Consider the following 21560-nt stretch of genomic DNA (forward strand, 5'->3'; position numbering starts at 1 on the left):
GTCAAATATTCGCTTATTAAGCGGCGTATAGTTTAAAATGCCTGCAAATATTTCTCTACGTATTTTATGGAAAAATGATGCTTCCGATTGTTTTATCATCAACTTCTGAATATCGCCGCCTATTGTTAAAAAAATTGGGGTTACCTTTTACTTGTGTTTCCCCCAATATTGATGAAAGCCCGCTGGAAAATGAAAGCCCAAAACAATTAGTCATGCGATTGTCACAGGCAAAAGCCAGTGCATTACAGTGTGAATGTTCTAGCCATCTAATTATAGCGTCAGATCAAATTTGTGTTTTAGATGGCAAAATTACCGGCAAACCCCATAACTTTGAGAACGCTCTCTTACAATTGAAAAAAGCCAGTGGAAAATGTATCACTTTTTATACCGGCATTACGTTACTTAATAGCAAAACCAACGTGGTTGATACGCGTTGCGAACTATTTCATGTCTATTTCAGAGATCTTAGCGAAACAGAAATTATTCATTATCTCAACAAAGAACAGCCCTTCAATTGCGCCGGCAGCTTCAAAAGTGAAGGCTTAGGCATTACATTATTTGAAAAACTCAATGGCAAAGATCCGAACACACTTATCGGCTTACCACTCATCACTTTGACAGAAATGCTTATCCGTCAGGGGATAAACCCACTGACGGTATGTTCTCAATGATGACTATGCCGCAGTATCTTTAAACAATTCCGCAACCTATCATCCATTGGGGCTTCGAAACGTAACGTTTCCCCCGTGGATGGATGGGTAAATTTTAATGAACTGGCATGTAAAAACAATCGGTTAAGCCCTGTATCTGCAAGCTGTGCATCAAATGCGCTATCGCCATAACGATCGTCAAACGCAATGGGATGACCGGCATGTAAAGTATGCACGCGGATTTGGTGGGTTCGCCCCGTCACCGGGCTTGCCCGCACCAAGGTCGCAAACGCATATCGTTCTTCAACTTTGAAACGGGTTTCAGACGGTTTGCCTTCTTGGCTAACTTTAACCACCCTTTCCCCACTTTGCAGGATATTTTTCAACAAGGGGGCTTCTACGACTTTACAGTGGGATTGCCATTGCCCGCGCACTAACGCCAAATAGTCTTTCTGCATCTGCTTCAAGCGTAATTGTTCATGCAATGCCCGCAGTGCAGAACGTTTTTTCGCAATCAACAAAACGCCCGATGTATCGCGGTCAAGCCGATGCACCAGCTCAAGGAAACGCGCTTCAGGACGCAAAGCCCGTAACCCTTCTATCACGCCAAAACTCAGACCGCTGCCCCCATGCACGGCGGTTCCCGACGGTTTGTTGATGACTAAAATATGGTCATCTTCATACAAAATACACTCCGCCAGCGCAGCAACCTTATCCAGCTTGGCAGAAACCGGGGTTTCTTGCTTTTCTGCGACTCTCACCGGCGGGATTCTGATGACATCACCGGCTGCCAATTTATATTCAGGCTTGATTCTTCCTTTGTTGACTCGAACTTCACCTTTACGCAAGATCCGATAGATCATGCTCTTAGGTACACCTTTTAAACGGGCCAGCAAAAAATTATCCACTCGCTGGCCCGCCTCATCGTCATCAATCGTGACAAACTGTACAACTTGATTATTTATTTTCATGGGCAAGATTCTAATAATCCAACAAACAGAGCGCTACTCATTTTTAAATATGTCTAAATAACATTCATTTTTCCTATTTCATTATTGCAAGTGTCTTAGGATAAAGACTAAAGATTAACAACTTATCACTATTTCCTAATAAAAAACCCGCAAAGCGATAAAGTCACCTTGCTATCACCCCAATAGCAATGGAATAATGCTTTCTGGCCACGGTTTACTAAACTATGAATGGCAAGATTGAAATTGTTTGTTGTCTGTTTGATCGGGCAAAAACGCAGCAATGGCGTAAGACGTAATGTTTGATCAAACAATTTATGGGCTGCGGGTGGCAGCTTAACTGGATTGGGTAAAATCTGTACCAATTTATTACAGCATCCCAATAAAGAGTACTGTGTTCAAATGAAATTCAGGCTCGCCGACAAATAGGCGCCTCTATACAGACGATAGCCGTGAGGCTGGCGGTTTTGTAAAAGACACGAGGTCATCGGTAACCAGATAGCTCACCTCTTTTTTACTCGCAGCTCTATATTAATGTAAAAAATAATGAGTAAGTTAGAATGAAAAGAATGTTAATCAACGCAACCCAGCAGGAAGAGTTGCGTGTTGCTCTTGTTGACGGGCAACGTCTTTATGATTTGGATATTGAAAGCCCTGGACATGAGCAGAAAAAGGCAAATATCTATAAAGGTAAAATTACACGAATTGAACCTAGCCTGGAAGCTGCTTTTGTTGATTACGGTGCGGAACGTCACGGTTTCCTGCCCATAAAAGAAATTGCTCGCGAATATTTCCCAAGTAATTATCACGCCCACGGTCGCCCTAACATTAAGGATCTCCTTAAAGAAGGTCAGGAAGTTATCGTCCAAGTTGATAAAGAAGAACGAGGCAATAAAGGCGCTGCGTTAACCACTTTTATCAGTTTGGCGGGCAGCTATCTGGTTCTGATGCCAAATAACCCAAGGGCAGGCGGAATTTCTCGCCGCATCGAGGGTGATGATCGTATCGAATTAAAAGAAGCACTCTCTTCTCTTGACGTCCCAGAAGGAATGGGGCTTATCGTGCGTACTGCGGGTGTAGGCAAATCTGCCGAAGCCTTGCAGGGTGATTTGAACTTCCGCCTGAAACATTGGGAAGCCATCAAAAAAGCCGCAGACAATCATCCCGCCCCCTTCCTGATCCATCAGGAAAGCAATGTTATCGTGCGCGCATTCCGTGACTACCTGCGCCCGGACATTGGGGAAATTTTGATTGATAACCCCAAAATCCTTGATTTGGCACGCCAGCATATCACTGCACTGGGGCGCCCTGATTTTGCCAGTAAAATCAAACTGTACAGTGGCGAAGTCCCGCTGTTCAGCCATTATCAAATAGAGTCGCAAATCGAATCCGCCTTCCAACGTGAAGTACGTCTGCCTTCCGGCGGCTCTGTGGTCATTGATACGACTGAAGCCTTGACAGCAATTGATATCAACTCATCCCGTTCAACCCGTGGTGGTGATATTGAAGAAACGGCGTTTAATACCAATTTGGAAGCCGCTGATGAAATTGCCCGTCAATTGCGCCTGCGTGACCTTGGTGGCCTGATTGTTATCGATTTCATCGACATGACCCCGGTACGCCATCAACGCGAAGTTGAAAACCGGCTGCGTGATGCGGTGCGCCAAGATCGCGCCCGTATTCAAATCGGCCGGATTTCCCGCTTTGGCTTGCTGGAGATGTCGCGTCAACGTTTAAGCCCATCTCTGGGTGAATCCAGCCACCATGTCTGTCCCCGTTGTAGCGGCACCGGCACGATCCGTGACAACGAATCCCTGTCCCTGTCCATTCTGCGCTTAATCGAAGAAGAAGCACTGAAAGAAAACACCCATCAGGTGCATGCGATTGTTCCTGTGCAGATTGCTTCTTACTTACTGAATGAAAAACGTCAGGCAGTCAGCGCGATTGAACATCGTCAGGGCGGTGTTGGGGTTGTCATTGTGCCAAATGATCAAATGCAATCTCCGCATTTCTCTGTTTTACGTGTACGTAAAGGCGAAGAAATTTCAGCTTTAAGCTATTTGTTGCCACAACTGCATGAAGCAGAAATGGCCCATGTTCAGGATGAGGTTCAACATGAACGCAAGCGTCCAGAGCAACCTGCGATTTCCACTTTTGATCTGCCGGCAGAAGCAGCAGCACCCGCGGCAGTAAAAGCAAAAACAAAAGAGAAAAAAGCAGTAACGACTAGCCAGAAGCCAACAGAAGAACCCGGTTTGTTCAGTCGGTTCTTAAGTGCCCTGAAAAAGATGTTCAGTGGCGAAGAAGAAAAACAGACTCAGGAAAGGGGCCAAAAATCTTCTGGCAATGATAATCGCCGTCCATCAGAACGTCGCAACCCTCGCCGCCAGAACCAACGCCGCGAACGTACCGAAAGTGATGCACGCAACAATCGTGAACGCGATGAACAGCGTAAAGGCCGTAATACCCAGCAGAAAAACAATGTTCAAGACAGCACGGCGATGGATAACGAAGCGCGTGAGACACAGCAGCAACGCCGTGAACAGCGAGCTGAACGTCAACGTCGTCGTCAAGAAGAAAAACGTCAGCAGCAACTGGAAACCAAAGCTCAACAGACAATCCCTCAACCTGAGATGGTCGAAGAAGAAGTTGAAGAGCGTCAGCCAGTTATGCCTCGTCGTCAACGCCGTCAGCTTGAGCAAAAAGTACGTATCACTGACGAAGTGAAACAGGAAGCTAATGTTGTGGCCTTGCCAGCAGTGCTGCCTGAATCGGTAGCAGAAAACGCCGGCAAAGAGGTAAAAGCGTCTGTACCCGTCGTTATTGCTACTGATGTTGCAGCGGCTAACCAACCTGCAATACCACAAAATGCAGTTTCCCAAGCGGTTGTTTCTCAATCACCTGCATCACAACCTATTGCCTCACAAACTATTACCTCACAAAACAGTGAACAGCAAGATAACACCATGCCGCGCCGTTCCCGCCGTTCTCCGCGTCACCTGCGTGTCAGCGGCCAGCGTCGCCGTCGCTACCGCGATGAACGCAATCTGACACAATCGCCGGTCCCATTGAAAATGGCGGTCGTATCACCAGAACTGGCATCAGGTAAAGTGTGGGTTCGTTATCCTGTAACGCCTGTCAGCGTTGTTGAGTCTGAACTCCCTGTTTCTGTTGATGTCATTAACGAAACGGTTGAAGAAAAAACCGCACCGGTACCACAGGAAAACGTGATTCTGGTGCCGTCAATCACAGAATCCGCATCAACGACAGCAGTGTCTCACACTGAAATAACTGATAACGCTTCCATCGTGTTACCCGCAGAGCCGGAATTAGAAAGCGTAGAATCTGTTATCAACTATGATGAAAAACATCAGTCAGAAGTTTTAGCGGATAAAGTATCACCTGATTCTGAAGAAACACGTCACACAGTGGATTCCATCATTGTGACGCCAATTGTTGTTGAACAGGAACATCATGAAGAACAGCCAACTGTCGCAACGGAAACATGCGCTAAGGCAGAGGAAGTTAAAACGGAAGAGACAAAAGTTATTGAGTCTTCGATTATCGTGGAAAAAAATCATCACGCTTATTCCCCAATGACGAAGGCACCGGCACCAAATAGGGTGGATCAGCCAGTGATTATCACTGAATGGCAACGCCCTGCTTATCCATTTAAAGGCAAAGGCGGTGCAGGCGGGCATTCTGCAACCAGTATTGCAACTTCAGCTATGTCTAGGCCACAGCCATTCGAATAATTGAATGCTGTGATTTATGGTGAAATGGCTCCCTGATTGGGAGCCATTTTTTATTCACCCTTGTTTATTCAAGCGGGTTAATTTTATGGAGGACTTCCCGTCTATGAAACCTTGGCTCATTTTTGGTGCTGGAAAAGGTGTCGGACGCCATTTGGCTGCGATTGCCCTAAAACAAAACCGGCCTGTCACGGCCTTAATTCGTAATGTACAACAAGCTGAGGAACTCAGTGAGGCCGGAGTAAACGTCATACATGGTGATGCTTGTGACAGAGAAAGCATAGAAAAAGCGATTGCACAGGCGGGAGAAAATCCGGTTGTATTCTCAACCATTGGCGGCGGAAATGCCGATCATTATGGGAATATGGCAATAATAGATGCCTTGGAACAAGCGCAAATTTCCCGCATGTTATTAGTCACCTCCATTGGGTGTGGTGAAAGCTGGAAGTCATTATCAGCACGCGCCAAATCATTATTCGGGCAATCGGTCAGGCACAAATCACTGGCTGAAAGTTACCTGCAAACCAGCACACTGGATTTTACCATTATCCGCCCCGGTGGACTGACAGATCAATCCGGCACCGGACATTGTAAACGTTATCAAGCAGAAATTCATGGCATGGTCAGCCGGGAGGACGTGGCAAAGCAATTGGCACAAATGGCGGAAGATGAGCAAACTTACTACCAAATTTATGCCTTAGTCGATCCTGAACTCAAACCTCATTGGAATTAAAACCGAAAAACAACCACGCCATTGGGCGTGGTTGTTTAAGCAACTAAAATTTACTTAACGCCACCATCCATTGCCTTAAGTTTTTTGGATAACTCACGGCGTTCTTTAGATAGCTCGGCATTTTTGATGATATATTCATCAACACGTTCTTCATAATCACTGCGCATATGAGCAATAATGCCTTGGATATCTTCAATCGACATACCGGGTTTGATGTAGTCACCCAGATTATCCAACAAGAGTACGCGTTTTTGGTTATCTCGAATCTTTTTCTCATTGTCTACAATTTCGCGCTGTAATTTGTTTTTGCGACGAAATATACGCACAAATTCCAGTACATTATGGAATGTTGGTTTATTTGTGTTGTCCATTTTTTACACCTTTTTTAATCAGACCGATAATTTCTTATGCTAACTACACAATACAATTTCAAGTGGCGCATAGACAAGTCAGTTTCAACAATTTATTGATCAAATCCACGGCAAGCTATCCATACTCAATCATTCAGATCCGTCATAATATGGTTTACCATGTACAGCACACGTAGTAACACTGAAGTAGTAATACTGAAATAGTAATACTAAAATTGGCGACAACGAAGAGTACACAACCTTGAATACCCGTAAAGAAAACCAGAGTTTCTACTTTCACGACTATGAAACCTTTGGTAAGCATCCGGCCCTGGATCGCCCCGCACAATTTGCAGGAGTTCGCACCGACAGTGATTTCAATATCATTGAAGAGCCTTTGGTGGTGTATTGTGCTCCCGCTGATGATTATCTTCCCGATCCTGAAGCCGTCATGATCACAGGAATTACGCCTCAGTTAGCCTGGAAAAATGGTGTCAACGAAGCGGAGTTCGCCCGACAAATCCATGCAGCGTTCAGCAAACCCAATACCTGTATTCTTGGCTATAATAACATTCGTTTTGATGATGAAGTCAGCCGTAATATCTTTTACCGTAACTTTTACGATCCTTACGCCTATAGCTGGCAGAAAGGCAATTCCCGCTGGGATTTGCTTGATGTATTGCGTGCCTGCTACGCCTTGCGCCCGGAAGGGATTGTCTGGCCAGAAAATGAGGAGGGATTACCGAGTTTCAAGCTGGAACACCTGACAAAAGCCAATAATGTTGAGCATACTCAGGCGCATGATGCCATGTCGGATGTGTATGCTACTATCGCCATGGCCAAATTGGTGAAAAAAGCCCAACCCAAGCTATTTGATTATTTTTTCCAGTTAAGAAATAAACAGAAAGTCAGCAATCAAATTGATATCCCACAAATGAAACCCCTGGTTCATGTATCAGGCATGTTTGGGACCCTGCGCAGCAATATTAGCCTTGTCGCGCCTTTGGCATGGCATCCGAGTAACCGTAATGCGGTTATCATGTGCGATCTGGCCGGTGATATCACGCCACTTCTGCAACTCAGCGCAGAGGAATTACGCGAACGCTTGTATACCCGACGGGATGAATTACGGCCCGATCAAAGCCCGGTCCCGATTAAACTGGTGCATATTAATAAATGCCCAATTATTGCACCAGAAAATACCTTACGGCCGAAAGATGCCGAGCGAGTCGGATTAGACCGCAACCAATGTGAGCAAAATCTGGCTATCCTGCGCAATCACCCGCAAATCAGAGAAAAAGTCGTTGAACTGTTTTCTCATCCAGACGCGTTTCCTGAATCGGATAATGTCGATACGAAACTCTATAGCGGTTTTTTCAGTGATGCCGATAAAACGGCAATGGAAATTATTCGGGAAACGTCGCCTCAGAACTTACCTGCCCTGGATTTAACATTCCAGGATGCGCGTATTAAGCCATTGTTATTCCGCTATCGTGCGAGAAACTACCCAGCAACACTGGATGATGACGAGCAACAACGCTGGTTGCGTTATCGTCAGGATACGTTAACACCCGAAAGCATCAGCCAATATCTTGCAACGATTGAAACACTTTTTATTGAATATCAGTCTGATGAAGAAAAGTGCCGTCAGTTAAAAGCATTGGTTAATTACGCCGTCCAATTAGCCGAGTAAAATCAATAGATACTAAGATTCGTTTAATAATAGAAAAAGGCAACCAGCACTGTGTTGTCTTTTTCTATTTTGCTTTCATTATGAAAATAAACTAATCCTGTTGATGCTCAACCGTGTGGCAGCCACATTCTCCTGCCCAATGTTTCAGCTTGGAAGTTTTACCTATTCCCGGATTTAAGCTGTTGGTCGGATCAGTCATTTGATAAAAACGTTTAAGCTGTGGTTTGGCTTTATATAAGTGACCGACGTTATGTTCAGCAGGATACTCTGCCCCACGCTGATTCAAAATTTCCAGCATTTTTATTTTCAGGGCGTGAACATCGGTGCCTTTTTTGACGATATAGTCTTGATGGAATACATGGCACATAAAGTGTCCATAATACAGCCGATGAACCAGCGCATCGTTAATTTCAGCCGGCAAAGTTTCAAACCATTCACGATCATTACGGCGCAAGGCAATGTCCAATGGCAAAATATCTTCTACTTCATGACTGTGAACAGCTTGGTAACGAATAGCAGCCCCTGCGGCGGCAAAACGGTGTAAGAATGCTTTTGCACCTTCTTCTGGAGTACAAGCAAAATATTCTCCATCCGCTTGCTTAAAATAACTTTCCAACCATTCACCCGCCTCTTTAATGCCTTCACCTGACATTTTTAGCATCAAGTGATGCTCAAAGCGGTTCCGGTACACTTTCAGGCGGGCGGGCAAATGAGAAGGCAATAAGCGGCTCAATCCCTGCATAATACGATCGGTCAGATGTAAGGGTAAAAACGGCACTTTACCTAATATGGTATCTGCCCGTCCCTTCAAATTGAAAAACATCGGCATTTTATCTGTACCGAGTTTATCAATCATAACAAAAGTGTCTTTCCCATAGATTTCTGCGATATCAAATATATCCCGATGCATATATTCCCCGGCAACGGGCAAGTGGCGGAAATTCGACAGAATATGACGGCGTAACTCCGTCAGTACATCCGGTTGATTGGTTCCGATGTAGAAAACTTGTGAAGAGGACTCTGCGGGGAAAGTATCAAGACGGACGGCAAAAACAACTAATTTACCGGCACAACCGGAAGCCTCAAACAACCTACGCTCATCTGCATTGAACCGCGATGGCGTGTCAGCATCAACATCACGGACACGCTGTGCATATTCATGATCAGAGGCCACTTTGTCATTGTGCTGAATATCTTCGGTTCGATAACGCTGCGCTTCCAGACAAGCTAAAATATCTTCAGGTTGGTCACCCAACGATATACCCAAGTGGTTAACCAGTTCAGCTTCTCCCTTTTCATTGACACGTCCATAAAGTGCCATTTCGGTATAAGCTGGCCCACGCTGCACCAAAGAACCGCCTGAGTTATTGCAAATTCCCCCAATCACAGAAGCACCAATACAGGACGAACCAATCACGGAATGCGGTTCACGCCCCAAGGGTTTCAATACCTTTTCCAAATGCCATAGGGTACTCCCCGGAAAAGCAATAACTTGGTTCGTTGCTTGAAGGATCTGGATTTTATCCATACGTAAGGTGTTAATAATGACGATATCGCGGTCGTAATTATCGCCACTCGGTGTAGAACCTTCCGTTAACCCGGTATTGGCTGCCTGCATCAAAATAATTTTATCGGCATCAACACAGGCTTTAAATACTTGCCACAGATCCAATAATGACCCCGGAAAAACAACCGCAAGGGCATTCCCTTGTCCAGAGCGAAAACCTTTGCGGTAACGTTCTGTCTTTCGGGGTTCAATGAGAATATGGGAAGATCCAACAATATGGGTGAGAGTAGCAATGAATTGCTGATTTTGAGGGGTTTTAGCATCATTCATAATCGTTTTCTTACCTTACGGGAGCCGGGCAAACGTGCTCTTGATGAAATCAGGTATGGCAAAATGCCTGTTTATTATATGATGTGTTCTGATGATCTTCGTACAATTTCTACACTTTTTTATTCAATTAAATATCTTGTCACAATAGTGAGCGTCTCAACATGTGGTGCTTCTTTGCCCCGCGCGGTGTGCGGGGCAAAGAATACTCCTATCATTTTGGAATGCCATTTAAACAGAAACAGCGCCCAAAGGTGCTGTTTCAAAAAAGTATTAGTGTATTCTTTATTTTCAAACTGCGGCCTGACCAACCGCAGTTTAAAATTTATCGCTGATTATGACTCACTGAACTGTGGCATTGGCTGCCGGAAACTACGAGTCAGGAAGAACATGTAAATAAGACCAATTCCCGCCCAAATCAAACCTAATTCCATCGATTTTGCTTCCAGATTCACCCACAAAACCCCGACTGTCGCTGCACCCAATAGTGGCAGGATCAGGAAATTCAAGGTGTCTTTCAATGTACAGTTACGACGTTCACGAATATAGAACTGAGAGATGACTGACAAGTTGACAAAAGTAAATGCCACCAATGCACCGAAATTGATCAATGCGGTAGCTGTCACCAAGTTCAGACAACCTGCTAAAAGAACAACAATCCCAACCAATATGACATTGATTGCCGGAGTACGCCATTTCGGGTGAACATAAGCAAATACTTTCTCAGGCAGCACGCCATCACGCCCCATCACGTAAAGCAGACGGGAGACCCCTGCATGGGCTGCCATACCGGAAGCCATAACCGTGACACTGGAAAAGATGAGAATAACGTACTGGAATAACGAGCCAGCAACATACAACATAATTTCTGGCTGAGAAGCATCCGGGTTTTTAAACCGAGAAATATCCGGGAAATAGAGTTGTAAAAAATAAGACACGGCAATGAAGATAACACCACCAATGAGTGCGGTCAGGAAAATCGCTTTAGGGACAACCTTACCTGCATTGGGTGTTTCTTCAGACAAAGAGCTGATACCATCAAACCCAAGAAATGAGAAGCAAAGTATCGTCGCACCAGTAATCATCGGAATGAGTTGCGCTTCCTCTGATGTAAATGGCTGAATACTCAGCAACGTTCCCGCACCTTCACCATTATGAACACCACGGATCATCAGCCCAACGAGTATCACCATAACAGCAATCTGAACAATCACAACGATGCTATTGATATTCGCCACGACATTGATGCCACACAAATTAAAGGCTGTCGTAATTACCGCCAACATGATCACAAAGACCCACGGATCAATGCCAGGAAACAGCGCCTGTAAATAAATCGTTGCCAATAAGACATTGATCATCGGCATCAACAGATAGTCCAGTAGAGACGACCAACCGACCATAAATCCAAGATGGGGGTTCATTGATTTTTGTACGTAAGTATAAGCAGAACCCGCCGATGGAAAGCGTTTTACTAATTTTCCATAACTTAACGCCGTAAATAAAACCGCGATCAATGCAATAGCATAGGATGTCGCGACATGCCCACCCGTCAAACCAGAAACAATGCCAAATGTATCAAAAATAGTCATTGGCTGCATATAGGCAAGCCCCATCATGACGACCTGAAACAGAGTCAATGTTCTTCTCAGTTGAACGCGGTTGTCGGCACTGGATTGATTAATACCAAGTGCGGTAGCAGTAGTGGTGGTATTATGCAACATGAGCGAAATCTCCCATAACTTCGATCTGGGTATTAATACAACGACTTAATCGATAGTTACTGGGCTGACTTCGCATCTGTCTATAAACAGAAAAGAAAGAAGAATTGGAATAGGGCGAATTGACAGAGGAACATGCCCCGTAGTCATCGTTGCAGCAACGAGCGCCAATTGGCACAAGTGCGAAAGAGAATAATTGCTCCATGTTTGCATTCCTCAGTACAGCAACCCAATTTCAATGATGGTTGCTTATGGTCAATATCGATCCGGAACAAAATCCGGCCTCTTGGTGTTGTAAAAAATAACTCAAAGCAAAAAAAATAACTGATGCATATTTACGCACCAGTTATTTTTTAGTGCACGCATTTTGCCCTTCAAGTCCAGAAATAGCAAGCGCGATGGCACTAAAAATTTATTATTTTTTACGACACTACAGAGCCTTATGAAGTTAGGCCCTTACTGAGTTAGTGCTGAAACTTAACGCCATCATATCCGTTGATTGGCTTTTGATAAGTATTTAGCACAGAGGAAAACTCTTTGCCATTTAATTTGATTTTTTGAAGTAAAAAATCGTCCCATCATTGTAAAATTGATGACGGGACGATTCTATATGAGGCTTAGATGTTAGGTATAATGATTAATATTTATAAAAAACGAAATATTAATTAGAAGTCATAATTAATACCGATATTGTAACGGCGGCCATCCAGAACGGCATCATGACTTTCTTCAGTGACTCGTTTGTCAAAAACATTATACACTCCACCTAACAAGCGTAGATTTTTAGCCAAGTTATAAGTCACGCCTAAATCGACAAAAGTATAAGAGGGAGTTCCATCTCTCATACTAGAGCGGTATTGATAATTCTTTGTTTTACTGCGGAAATTAATACGAGTCCATGTATCCAATTCAGGTAGGGGCTGCCAGTTTAAGGTTGCATTTGCCATATGTGTTGGCATCTTGTTTAATGGCTGGCCTTTGAACTTACCACTTTTTTGCTCAGAATCGGTATAGGTATAGTTTGCTGCTAATGACAAATCTTTTACGATATCCCAATTCAGGGTGGTTTCGATACCTCGAATATTGGCTTTATCAACATTTATTCGTTTGTTAATAAAATCATAATCCTTACCGCCGAGTTGACAATCTTTTTCGCAGCCTCTGATTTCAGTGATTTTATCTTTAAACGCAGTATTAAATACGGTTACGCCAATATTAAAATTATCTTGATTATTCCAGATAATACTAATTTCTTCATTAATACTTTTCTCTGGCTTGAGATCTGGATTGCCTAAGATCATCCCATTACTGAACCGCCCACCGGTTGCTTGCCCCCAATTAGGCGCAACCTGTCTGATATCAGGGGAACGATAACCGGTGGAAATTCCCCCTTTAATCGTCCATTGCTCATCAGTATGCCAGACGCCATAGAGACGAGGAGTCCAATGCGTACCGAAATTTTGATCCTTATCTAACCGGACTCCGCTAGTCAGGGCAAAATCATTCGTCATTTTCCATTCGTCTTCCAAGACAAGTGCCCAACTCCAGCGAGTTAATTTATTAACATCTTTGGCTGAAGGGAGTTTATTGCCGTTATCTCGTAAATCCTCATAACGATATTGACCTCCGATACTTAACGTGTGGTCATCAAATACCAACGTTGTACGGTTATTGAATACCGTATCATTGTTTGTCATCTCACGTTCAGGATTACGAGACTCATCTCTTTGAATATAAGATGTCATGGTACCAAAGTCATAAGTACCCTGATGAGTGATAGAATAATTATTACGCTTATAACGACTTGTATCATTTTTACACGATTTTGGCTGACAGTCGCGTGTCTTGCCAATCGTTGAATCGCGATCTTGTTCATAGCGACCCGCTTCAAAAGTAAAATCATTTTTCTCATCTGGCGTTAAAGAGAGCGCCACTGCACCGTTACGCATCTCTTGCTCTCTAAATCCACCTAAGAATTTATCTTCATTACGATGCGAATATAGGCCATTCACCCTCAATCCCAGCAATCCTTCAATAACTGGCCCGGCAGCATAAATACTATTCTGATAGCTATTACCCGAATGTTTACTTTCGGTTAGGGTAGCATCTGCTCTCACACTTAAATGCCATTCTTTCTGCGCCTTGCGAGTAATCACATTAATCACACCGCCCATCGCATCAGAACCATATAGAGAAGACATCGGTCCCCGCACCACTTCAATGCGTTCAATGGCGGCCAACGGTGGTAACCACCCTTGCTCAATGCCCGAACCATCACTATTTGGACGAGTGCCACGTGTATCAACACGCTTACCATCAACCAGGATCATGGTATATTTGGACGCCATACCACGGATACTGATGTCGCTGCTGCTACCACCGCCGGTAACAACTACACCCGGTACATCTTTCAGGGCGTCCGTCACATCACGATAGGCTTTAGTTTCCAGCTCTTCACGGCTAACCACTGAAATAGAAGCCGGTGCATCTTCAATTTCTTGCTGGAAACCTGCGGCAGTGGTGACAACAATTTTATCTTCACCATGATTAGCCGCTAAAACAGTACTGGATGAAATAGCAGCAACAATACCTAATACAACTTTTTTCTTTGCAAAAACAGCCATTCCCGACTCTCCAAAAGGTAGAATAGTATTATTTAAACCAATATGGATAACCGACATATGCTCACAACACAGGGATAATTAATTACCCCTGTAAGTGTTATATTTAATAAATGACACTTTAGTTCCATTAAGGTGATTTATCGCTTTTATTATTTTAACTCGCTAATTCCGTTACTAAACCATCAATTAATACTTGCGGTATTCCCTGAGAACAATGTTCAATCCGGCCTTTAATACCATAAACCTCTGCCAGACTACTTGGTGTAATAACCTGCTCAGGTAACCCTTGGGAAATTAATTTACCTTTTTTTAGCATTAACACATGGTCACCATGACGCAATGCAATATTAATATCGTGAACAACAACAATGGTAATAATGTTACGGCGGCGCGTTTCACGTGCGACTAAATCCATGACATGGTACTGGTAGTTTAAATCCAATGCACTTAACGGTTCATCCAATAATAACAACGCCGGGTGACGAATTAATGATTGAGCCAATCCAACCAACTGCTTCTGACCACCCGATAATTGATCCAAGTAGCTGAATGCCAAATGCTCAATACCAAGCTGGCGTAACAGTTCCATGACGCTTTGTTCATATTGGCTATTATTCACGCCACCTGATGCCCGTTGCGCGACAATCACCGATTCCAATACATGAAGATGCACACCCGCGGGTAATGACTGAGGCAAATAAACCACGTTTTGGGCACGTTGGGCAAAATTCATCTTCATCAAATCCTGCCCGTCCAACAGCAGTTCACCACTGGCTTTATTCAGCCCCGCCAGCGAACGCAGAAGTGTCGATTTACCGCAACCATTCGGCCCTAACAAGACGGTGATTTGACCACGGGGCAAAGAATTAACATCCAGATTTTCAATCACGGGATGTTTCGGATATCCCGCTGTCAAGCCATTGATTTTTAGCCCCTGATTCATACATTCCCCCGATGACGTAAAACGATGCTCAGGAAGAAAGGCACACCAACCAACGATGTCACGATCCCAACCGGGATGATCACGCCGGGGATCAGGTTCTTGGAGGCAATGGAAGTCATTGATAAAACGAGGGCACCAATCAACGCACTCGCCGGCAGGAAGAAACGATGATCTTCACCAAACATCATTCTGGCAATATGAGGAGAGATCAATCCAATAAAAGCAATGGGGCCAACAAAGGCAACCGCCAAGGCGGTCAGGATACTGATACGCAGTAATGTTCCCAAGCGAAGGCGGCTAATATTAATGCCAAAGCTGATCGCACGATCTTCCCCCAGACGCAATGCGGTCAATTTCCAGGCATTGCTCATTGAGACAGGCATAATGACAGAGAACACAAGCAACATGATGCCCAATTTTTCCCACGTCGCCCTGCCAAGGCTACCCATTGTCCAGAAAACCAGCCCCTGTAAGGTGTCTTCCGTCGCGATAAATTGCATCATCGAAATCAACGACTCAAAGGTAAATACCATCGCAATGCCGAATAAGACAACGCCTGAGGTTGACACTTTTGTCCAACGGGTAATGCCATCCAGCATCAAGGCCGCTAATAATGCAAAGAGAAAAGCGTTTGCGGAAATAAACCACTGATCCGGAATTCCCGGAATGCCAATCCCCGCTACAATCGCTAACGCCGCACCAAAAGAAGCGGCATTGGAAACGCCCAAAGTAAATGGGCTGGCCAACGGGTTATTCAGAATGGTCTGCATTTCAGCGCCGGCCAATCCAAGTGATAAGCCGATCACTACCGCCATCAGGGCATAGGGTAATCGAATATCCCAAACAATCACCTGGGTTGCTGCATTAACACTTTCGGGTGAAACCAGTGTTTGCCAGAGGGTTTGCAGTGATAACCCTGATGGTCCCATTGTAAAATCCAGTACAATGGAAGTGCCAATCGCCAAGACGATGAATAATATCCATGCAATACGTCGACGCAGGATATGACGATAATGTGCTTTTATGTCGCACTCATTCAATTGCTGTTTCACCATTGGCATAGGCTCGGTAGTGACGCTCATTTTTATTACCTGTTACTGCTTATTTCTCGCTGACCCAATACGTACCTGCCGGCTCAATCGCCAAGAACTTATGGTGAAGTTCTTTCAATGTTTGTTGCGGATCTAAATCAGCAAATTTTTCAGGATAGAACCATTTAGCGAAAACCTGAGTTACAACAACATTGTAAGGAGAGTTATAGTAGTGATGCCAAATAGCATAGCTACGCCCTTCTTTCACCGCAGTTAAGTTATTGATACCTTTACGTTCAGTGATCTCTTTTAAGCCAGCACGAGCAGTATCGGCAGACGTTTGTGCGCCCATTTTGATCCCTTCGCCTTTGTCACCGGGGTCTTGTGCACCACTTGCAATGTAAATATACGGATCTTCCGCAATGACTTTTTCCAGATTCATGGTTCCCAATGGAGAAGGCAGGACTGCTTTGGCGATATTTTTGCCGCCCGCCAAATCAATAAAGTCCCCCATATTGCCGTTACCTGCTGTACCGCAGCAATCTTCACTAGAACCGGCTCTTAATTCAATAAATACAGAAGGTTTCTCAGCATCTGGGATGCGATCCGTAATATCCGTGACCAATTTTAGATTTTTTTCATAAAAATCCGCGTAAGCGTTGGCCTGCTCTTCACGATGCAAGACTTTGCCCAGCATACGGATGCTAGGTAAGGTGTTTTTCAGGGGATCGTTGCGGAAATCGACAAAAACAACGGGAACACCTGCTTTTTCCAACTGCTGCACCAGCTCACTGTTTTTCCCCGGCCCATGTCCGGACAGGCCAAAAATGGCAACATCAGGGGTGAGGGTCAGCACTTTTTCGGCGCTAACACTGTCAGCGCTGGTGTTACCAATCAGAGGGATATTATCTATTTCAGGAAATTTAGCTTTATAAACAGCGTAAGTTTGTGGGTCCAGTTTACGAAAATCACCTTGCCAACCTGCGATACGAGCCAGAGGTTTATCCCCTTCCAGTATGGCAACAGAATGGAACAGACGGCCTTCACCCAACAAGATACGGTTGACTTTTTCTGGCACCTCAACGGTACGCCCAGCAACGTCAGTGACTGTTTCAGCCCAGGATGCAAAACTTGCCATCATGGCAGAGCCTGCCATTAGGCTGATACTCATACTTTTCACGACTGTTCGAAATACAAATTTCACTTTAGTTAGCCTCTTCATACAACAATTGTGGCGCTAACAATAAAGCAAATAAGAATACTTATCAATGCGATTGGAATGCTATAGCCTAAATTTACCTGCGGTATTCTTCTTCTAACCCCATGAAAAATAAAAACTGCCAATTCCATCACAGAACAGGCAGTCTTTTGCAAAACAAAATCAATAATAGTTTAATTAATAAATATCATTTCATTGATAGTTTATTAACAAACTATTCCTTATCAGTATATTTGAATGTGGGAAATTCCATTTCACTGTACTTAACGAAATGGGTTTTCTTTTTCAACTTGTAGCCAAGCCAAATCAGCAGGAATAGCGGGATACCAATGTAAGTCGCGGTCACGCCGTACCAATCGATCTTATCTTGCAAAAATGCCTGATAATTTTGGCCTAAGGTGATAATCAAACATAAAATAAAAGCAAAAATTGGCCCAAGAGGGAAGAAACCGGAGCGATATGGCAGATCATTTATATCCAAGCCTTGGGCAATATAGCCTTTGCGGAAACGGTAGTGACTGATTGCAATGCCGAGCCACGCGATAAACCCGGTCATACCTGAGGTATTCAGTAACCACAAATAGACGGTTTGGTTACCAAACATGGAGCTAAGGAAACACAAGCCGGCGACCACGGTTGTCACATAAAGCGCGTTACGCGGAACACCACCTTTAGACAGGTGACTAAAAATTTTCGGCGCCTTACCCTCTTTTGCCAGCGTGAACAGCATACGGGTCGAAGCGTACATTCCCGAATTTCCCGCTGACAGTACCGCGGTCAATATCACCGCATTCATGACCGCCGCCGCTGATAATAAGCCGGCATTTTCAAAGACCAGAGTGAATGGGCTAACACTGATATCTTTCACGCCATTACGCAACAAACTAGGATCAGTATAAGGAATGATCAGGCTAATGATTAAAATAGCAAATACATAAAACAGTAAGATGCGCCAGAATACCTTACGCACAGCACGGGGAATATTTTTCGCCGGATCTTTAGATTCCCCTGCGGTAATACCGATTAGCTCTGTTCCTTGAAAAGAAAAACCGACAATCATGGCGACCCCAATCATAGCGGCAAAGCCCCCCGCAAAAGGCGCGTCATCAATACCCCAATTATGCCAGCCTGCACCTTCAGCCCCCTGCATGATGCCGGTAATCATGAGAATACCCACAATAATGAACACAATCACCGTGGAGACTTTGATCAAGGAGAACCAATATTCCGCTTCACCAAACCCTTTGACGGAAATGAAATTCAACAGGAAAATCAGGCCAAGGAACAAGGCACTCCATACCCAACCGGGAACATCATCAAACCAATAGCCCATCACCAATTGTGCGGCAACAAGGTCAACCGCAATCGTTACTGCCCAGTTGTACCAATAGTTCCATCCCAGCGCGAAACCAAAACCTTCATCAACATATTTGGAGCCATAAGTTGAAAATGACCCTGAAACCGGCATGAACGCTGCTAATTCGCCCAAGCTAGTCATTAAGAAATAAACCATCAAGCCAATTAATGCATAAGAAAGTAAGGCTCCACCCGGGCCAGCCTGAGAAATTGTTGCGCCAGAAGCAACAAATAACCCTGTGCCAATTGATCCACCGATGGCAATCATGGCCATATGTCGTGCTTTTAATTCACGGCGCAGAGTTGTTGGGGCCTGATCCCGCGGCATGCTTTCTTCTTGAGACATTCTATTCCCATATCATTCGAAATAAATTTAATGCGGGATTGTAACAAATCCTCGTCTCCAGAATAGCGGCGATTCGTGGTTATAAGATACCTTCATAATCCATAGCCAATTATTAGCTATACGATTATATTCTCAATATTAGTGACAGTAACTCAGCAACTTCTTTAATGCATTGGACATATGTTTCTGGCGATGGTAAATCAGGTACAGGGTGCGATTGAGGCTCAGTCCGGGAATGACAAGTTCAGATAAGGTGCCATTTTTCAGTTGTTCTTGGACAACCCGCCGGGAAAGGCAACTGATCCCCATCCCATATTGAACCGCATGTTTGATGGCTTCTGAATTCCCCAACTCCATCGCGATATTGAATCTGGGCATTTGTGAAAATAAAAGATGATCCAAAACTTCCCTTGTGCCTGAACCTTTCTCCCGCAATATCCAGGGTGCCTTGATCACATCTTCTATCCCCAACACATGTTGTAACAGCGGGCTTTCTGGAGAAGAAAAAATGATCAACTCGTCTTTCATCCACGGTTGGGTAATTAATTCAGGATCGTGACACAATCCCTCAATCAATCCCAAATCAACACGAAACTCAGCAACGGCCTTTATCACATCACCGGTATTGCTGATATTCAATTCCAGCGGTGTCTCAGGATAATCCTGACGATATCTCGCCAACATCTCCGGCAACATATAATTGCCAATCGTGCTGCTGGCCGCTAACCGCAATGCACCCAATTCAAGTTTGAAAAGCTGCTCCACTTCACCGGCCTGTTCAAGCAATGCCAATGCCTTGGGATAAAGCAAACGCCCATGTTCATTGGTCACCAGACGTTTTCCGACTCTATCAAACAGTTGTACACCCAATTGCCCTTCGAGATCGGTCAGTGAAGCACTCACCGCAGATTGTGATAACGCCAACTGCTGAGAAGCCTGTGTCGTTGAACCACTTTTCAGAACTTCTGCAAAAATTTCCAGTTGTCTCAGAGTGATACGCATGTGGCCTCACGGGAAGCAAAATAAGATAGGAAGGTAGTCTTGATTTTAGACAGTATTATGCAACTTAACAAAAGTTACCCTTAATTAATCTGTTTTGGTAGTTAAAGATACAAGTATTATCAATTTTATTGATTTTAAAATCTTCTCTATGCTTATGCTTAAAATGTATAAGCCTATCGAGCCGCCACGATGTCTGAAAATCAAGCAGGGGAATTTATCAGAACTCAGCAAAATACCGCAGCAAAATTCATTCCCGGTATTCTGTTAACCGCCGTCCTGACGGCGCTCGCCATCTATATCGGGACGCTTCCTTGGTTTATCAATATGGGATTGGGCGCCCTGACACTTGCCATTCTATTGGGGATGGTGATCGGCAATACTCTGTATCCCTTGTTAAAACCGACCTGTGATAGCGGTATCCATTTTTCCAAGCACTACCTGCTGCGAGCCGGCATTATTCTTTATGGATTTCGCCTGACGTTCCAACAAGTCACGCAGGTCGGCGCAACGGGGATATTGATTGATGTCATCATGCTTTCTTCAACATTTCTTATCGCATTATGGATTGGGCGGGCTTTTTTTCGACTGGATAACCAAACCGTGATCCTGATTGGTGCCGGAAGTAGCATTTGTGGCGCCGCGGCGGTGATGGCAACCGAACCCGTTGTCAAAGCGACCTCCAGTCAAGTTGCCGTCGCCGTCTCTACGGTAGTTATTTTTGGCACACTCGCCATTTTTGTTTATCCGTGGTTTTATCAACTCAATACCCATTACCAATGGTTTAATTTTTCTCAGGAAACATTTGGTATTTTTTCCGGCTCAACGGTTCATGAAGTCGCCCAAGTCGTTGCCATTGGGCATACATTGGGAATCGAGGCCGAAAATGCCGCCGTTATCAGTAAAATGATCCGTGTCATGCTATTGGCCCCTTTTCTATTACTGCTTTCCGGCTATCTCAGTCGCCTAAACGTTAAAAATAGCAATCTCCGCCAAGAGAAATCGCCGATCACGATCCCGTGGTTTGCGGTGTTTTTTATTGTCACTGCGGGCGTTAATTCTTTTCATTTATTCCCGGAACCTCTGGTTAACTCGATCATTGCTGCTGATACCATTATGCTGGCAATGGCGATGGTGGCTTTAGGGCTAACCACGCATATCAGTGCCATCCGTCAAGCCGGAGTTAAACCCATTTTATTAGCACTCATTTTGTTTGTCTGGTTAGTCGTGGGAGAGTTAATCGCCAATCAAGGCACTCAGTATTTATTGCGCTAACTTAAATTGACTTCTTCCGCCAAAATTTTCTCAACAGGGCGAACAATGCCATAATGACGAAAACAC

15 protein-coding genes are annotated in these 21560 nt (G+C 44.4%); 5 read left to right on the top strand and 10 right to left on the bottom strand.

The features are described 5' to 3' along the window. Nucleotides 1–77: 77 nt before the first annotated feature. The gene (locus XDD1_RS11565; RefSeq protein ID WP_045971314.1) at nucleotides 78–671 is read left to right on the top strand and encodes a Maf family protein; all 594 of its coding nucleotides are present in this window, start codon (nucleotides 78–80) and stop codon (nucleotides 669–671) included. Here XDD1_RS11565 and rluC read toward each other — a convergent pair. Further along, entirely contained in the window at nucleotides 665–1621 is a 957-nt protein-coding gene (gene rluC / locus XDD1_RS11570) for a 23S rRNA pseudouridine(955/2504/2580) synthase RluC (RefSeq protein WP_045971316.1), read from the bottom strand. The two genes, XDD1_RS11565 and rluC, sit on opposite strands and share 7 nt — an antisense overlap. Nucleotides 1622–2178: 557 nt before the next feature. On the opposite strand from rluC, the gene rne reads away from it, so the two are divergent. Together rne and XDD1_RS11580 are read left to right on the top strand one after the other, a co-directional pair. Next, nucleotides 2179–5373, top strand: coding sequence for a ribonuclease E (gene rne / locus XDD1_RS11575; protein WP_045971318.1), 3195 nt, complete (start codon nucleotides 2179–2181; stop codon nucleotides 5371–5373). A gap of 103 nt (nucleotides 5374–5476) precedes the next feature. Continuing rightward, complete coding sequence (locus XDD1_RS11580; protein ID WP_045971320.1) at nucleotides 5477–6103, top strand: SDR family oxidoreductase; 627 nt, start codon at nucleotides 5477–5479, stop codon at nucleotides 6101–6103. Between the two features lie 50 nt (nucleotides 6104–6153). Here the strand turns inward: XDD1_RS11580 and tmaR are convergent, their stop codons facing one another. Beyond that, nucleotides 6154–6474 (bottom strand): PTS system regulator TmaR, encoded by a 321-nt coding sequence (gene tmaR, locus XDD1_RS11585; RefSeq protein ID WP_045971322.1) that lies wholly within the window; start codon nucleotides 6472–6474, stop codon nucleotides 6154–6156. A gap of 241 nt (nucleotides 6475–6715) precedes the next feature. On the opposite strand from tmaR, the gene sbcB reads away from it, so the two are divergent. Beyond that, on the top strand, nucleotides 6716–8146 hold the full coding sequence (gene sbcB / locus XDD1_RS11590; protein ID WP_045971324.1) for an exodeoxyribonuclease I: 1431 nt from the start codon (nucleotides 6716–6718) through the stop codon (nucleotides 8144–8146). A 91-nt stretch (nucleotides 8147–8237) separates the two neighbouring features. On the opposite strand, the gene dld is transcribed toward sbcB, so the two are convergent. From dld to yieE, 8 genes are all read right to left on the bottom strand, one after another. After that, nucleotides 8238–9983 carry a D-lactate dehydrogenase gene (dld, locus tag XDD1_RS11595; protein ID WP_045971326.1) on the bottom strand — a complete coding sequence of 582 codons (1746 nt, stop codon included), beginning with the start codon at nucleotides 9981–9983 and terminating at the stop codon, nucleotides 8238–8240. A 332-nt stretch (nucleotides 9984–10315) separates the two neighbouring features. Beyond that, entirely contained in the window at nucleotides 10316–11704 is a 1389-nt protein-coding gene (locus XDD1_RS11600) for an APC family permease (protein ID WP_045971328.1), read from the bottom strand. Nucleotides 11705–12366: 662 nt separating this feature from the next. Next, entirely contained in the window at nucleotides 12367–14325 is a 1959-nt protein-coding gene (locus tag XDD1_RS11605) for a ligand-gated channel protein (protein ID WP_045971330.1), read from the bottom strand. Between the two features lie 154 nt (nucleotides 14326–14479). Continuing rightward, nucleotides 14480–15268, bottom strand: a complete 789-nt coding sequence (locus tag XDD1_RS11610) for an ABC transporter ATP-binding protein (RefSeq protein ID WP_045971332.1) — start codon at nucleotides 15266–15268, stop codon at nucleotides 14480–14482. Then, entirely contained in the window at nucleotides 15265–16350 is a 1086-nt protein-coding gene (locus XDD1_RS11615) for a FecCD family ABC transporter permease (RefSeq protein WP_045971334.1), read from the bottom strand. The genes XDD1_RS11610 and XDD1_RS11615 overlap by 4 nt, the downstream gene beginning before the upstream one ends. Nucleotides 16351–16369: 19 nt before the next feature. After that, on the bottom strand, nucleotides 16370–17470 hold the full coding sequence (locus XDD1_RS11620; protein ID WP_408068274.1) for an ABC transporter substrate-binding protein: 1101 nt from the start codon (nucleotides 17468–17470) through the stop codon (nucleotides 16370–16372). Between the two features lie 262 nt (nucleotides 17471–17732). Continuing rightward, nucleotides 17733–19220: an amino acid permease gene (locus tag XDD1_RS11625; protein ID WP_045971338.1), complete on the bottom strand. Its 1488-nt coding sequence runs from the start codon at nucleotides 19218–19220 to the stop codon at nucleotides 17733–17735. Between the two features lie 138 nt (nucleotides 19221–19358). Next, nucleotides 19359–20222, bottom strand: a complete 864-nt coding sequence (gene yieE, locus XDD1_RS11630; RefSeq protein WP_045971340.1) for a DNA-binding transcriptional regulator YeiE — start codon at nucleotides 20220–20222, stop codon at nucleotides 19359–19361. Nucleotides 20223–20411: 189 nt separating this feature from the next. Here yieE and XDD1_RS11635 point away from each other — a divergent pair, with 189 nt between their 5' ends. Continuing rightward, nucleotides 20412–21494, top strand: coding sequence for a YeiH family protein (locus XDD1_RS11635; protein WP_045971342.1), 1083 nt, complete (start codon nucleotides 20412–20414; stop codon nucleotides 21492–21494). The last annotated feature ends 66 nt before the right edge of the window (nucleotides 21495–21560 follow it).

It is taken from the genome of Xenorhabdus doucetiae (genome assembly GCF_000968195.1).
Taxonomy (GTDB): Bacteria; Pseudomonadota; Gammaproteobacteria; order Enterobacterales; family Enterobacteriaceae; genus Xenorhabdus; species Xenorhabdus doucetiae.

Excerpts from the sequence above, each read along its gene's own strand:
- XDD1_RS11565 (WP_045971314.1), top strand. The coding sequence starts at position 78 with ATGCTTCCGATTGTTTTATCATCAACTTCTGAATATCGCCGCCTATTG.
- rluC (WP_045971316.1), bottom strand. The coding sequence starts at position 1,621 with ATGAAAATAAATAATCAAGTTGTACAGTTTGTCACGATTGATGACGAT.
- rne (WP_045971318.1), top strand. The coding sequence starts at position 2,179 with ATGAAAAGAATGTTAATCAACGCAACCCAGCAGGAAGAGTTGCGTGTT.
- XDD1_RS11580 (WP_045971320.1), top strand. The coding sequence starts at position 5,477 with ATGAAACCTTGGCTCATTTTTGGTGCTGGAAAAGGTGTCGGACGCCAT.
- tmaR (WP_045971322.1), bottom strand. The coding sequence starts at position 6,474 with ATGGACAACACAAATAAACCAACATTCCATAATGTACTGGAATTTGTG.
- dld (WP_045971326.1), bottom strand. The coding sequence starts at position 9,983 with ATGAATGATGCTAAAACCCCTCAAAATCAGCAATTCATTGCTACTCTC.
- XDD1_RS11600 (WP_045971328.1), bottom strand. The coding sequence starts at position 11,704 with ATGTTGCATAATACCACCACTACTGCTACCGCACTTGGTATTAATCAA.
- XDD1_RS11605 (WP_045971330.1), bottom strand. The coding sequence starts at position 14,325 with ATGGCTGTTTTTGCAAAGAAAAAAGTTGTATTAGGTATTGTTGCTGCT.
- XDD1_RS11610 (WP_045971332.1), bottom strand. The coding sequence starts at position 15,268 with ATGAATCAGGGGCTAAAAATCAATGGCTTGACAGCGGGATATCCGAAA.
- XDD1_RS11615 (WP_045971334.1), bottom strand. The coding sequence starts at position 16,350 with ATGAGCGTCACTACCGAGCCTATGCCAATGGTGAAACAGCAATTGAAT.
- XDD1_RS11620 (WP_408068274.1), bottom strand. The coding sequence starts at position 17,470 with ATGAGTATCAGCCTAATGGCAGGCTCTGCCATGATGGCAAGTTTTGCA.
- XDD1_RS11625 (WP_045971338.1), bottom strand. The coding sequence starts at position 19,220 with ATGTCTCAAGAAGAAAGCATGCCGCGGGATCAGGCCCCAACAACTCTG.
- yieE (WP_045971340.1), bottom strand. The coding sequence starts at position 20,222 with ATGCGTATCACTCTGAGACAACTGGAAATTTTTGCAGAAGTTCTGAAA.
- XDD1_RS11635 (WP_045971342.1), top strand. The coding sequence starts at position 20,412 with ATGTCTGAAAATCAAGCAGGGGAATTTATCAGAACTCAGCAAAATACC.